The organism is Chromatium okenii (assembly GCF_016583745.1).
GTDB classification, from domain to species: Bacteria; Pseudomonadota; Gammaproteobacteria; order Chromatiales; family Chromatiaceae; genus Chromatium; species Chromatium okenii.
In genome coordinates this window covers 1-1,947 of the sequence record NZ_NRRQ01000078.1, presented here as the reverse complement: position 1 = coordinate 1,947, position 1,947 = coordinate 1, and the positions used below count along the sequence as shown (strand labels likewise).

Annotated in this window: 1 protein-coding gene; it reads left to right on the top strand. The window is 54.5% G+C overall.

The features are described from left to right. A partial coding sequence (locus tag CKO12_RS14100) for a type ISP restriction/modification enzyme (RefSeq protein WP_200155359.1) occupies nucleotides 1–1,947 on the top strand: 1,947 nt, incomplete at both ends.

Below are 1,947 nucleotides of genomic sequence, written 5' to 3'. Positions count from 1 at the left end.
TGACGGCGAAATGGAAACAGCAGCGACTCAGCGAGGCCCAGCGGATCGATGCCTGGAACGACTATGTGCCCAAGCATCTGCTGCCGCGTCTGCACGCCTACGAGCTGATGATGGCGCCCTATGCCATTGCACACATGAAGATTGGTCTCAAGCTGGCCGAAACGGGCTACCGGTTCGAGAGCGAGGAACGGGCGCGGATCTATCTGACCAATGCGCTGGAGCCTTGGATGAGACAGCTTCCGCTTATCGGCTTCGACGCCCTCGCCCACGAAGCTACCGCTGTGAACGAAATCAAAAGGCACAAGCGATTTACTGTCATCATCGGCAATCCGCCGTATTCTCCCTCGATCTGCGAGCCCGAGTGGCTGATGCAGCGGCTCGACGATTGGAAGCGAGGATTGAACGAGACGAAAAGTGACCTGAATCGTGAGGAGTGGAAATTCCTGCGCCTCGCGCAGCATCACTGCCAGATAGCGGGCGCAGGAATCATTGGCTTCATCATCAACCGCGATTTTCTCGACGGGATTGCGAAACGAAAGATGCGTGAGCACCTCGGCCAAACTTTCTCGTTATGCACCGCCGTGGATTTGAATGGCGATGTGAAGGGAAACATCTCCGATGAGAATGTTTTTGAGATAGAGCAAGGTGTCACTATTGCGGTGCTCTGCACAATATCCGCGAAGCAAGTTTTACGATTTGCCTCTCGCGTGGGAACGCGGGATCAAAAGTATGCCGACCTTGTTGCAAAAAATCCGATAGATGCAGCACTCACCGAGTTTGAACCTGTAAAACCGTATTTTCGCTGGCAGCCAGCTGCATCTACGACTGTGCCAGGCGCTGCTGACGAATATGCTAGTTGGATGCCCCTTGATGTCGTGTTCACGCTCAAGAGTTCAGGCATTCAAACAAAGAACGATCCAGTCTGCATTGCCTGGTCCGTAAACGAAATTTTTGAGCGTGTGGAACGGCTCGCTCGATTGAGTTCGAAGGAGGCGCGATTAGAACTCGCAATCGAAAAAGAGGGCGCGTGGACTCTGGCCAGTGCGCAGGCAGACTTGCGGCAGTTCGGCATTTCCCGCAATAACGTCCGGCGCATCCTTTATCGTCCGCTGGATTTTCGCTTTACTTACTACACACGCAAATCCAGCGGTTTCCTTGGTCGTCCGCGCTACGATCTCATGCGTCACATGGTTGATGGCCATAACATCGGATTGATTTTCAATCGGCAAATTGTCGGCGACAGCGTTTCTCATTTCTCGGTATCTCGGGATATCACCTGCCACGGAACATTTTACCTCGGCAACAAAGGTCAGGATTACCTCGCACCACTCTACCTTCACGACGACCACCTTTTTTCCCAACACAGCGGTAACGAAAGATCGAATTTCACTCCAATTTTCACCGAAGTACTGCGCAAAAAACTTGCCTGCGAAGAGTCGAAGCTGACACCCGAAGATATCTTCTACTACATCTACGCAGTGTTTCACAGCCCCGGCTACCGCACCCGCTACGCCGAATTCCTGAAAATCGATTTCCCGCGCCTGCCATTAACCGGAAGCCTTGATCTATTCCGCGCACTGGCCCAACTTGGCGGCGAACTTGTTGCGCTGCACCTGCTGGAATCCACCACCCTCGACCAGCCCATCACCGAGTTCATCGGCAGCGGCAACCCCGAGGTCGAAAAGCCCACCTGGTTACAGGACACCGTCTGGGTGGACAAGCGCCAGACCACCGGCTTCAAAGGTGTCCCCGAAGCCGTCTGGAACTTCCACATCGGCGGCTATCAGGTCTGCCACAAATGGCTCAAAGACCGCAAAGGCCGCACCCTCTCGGACGAGGACATCACCCACTATCAAAAGATCGTCGTCGCCCTGTCCGAAACCATCCGCCTGATGCGCGAGATCGACGTGGTCATCGAGCAGCACGGCGGTTGGCCGGGTGCCTTTG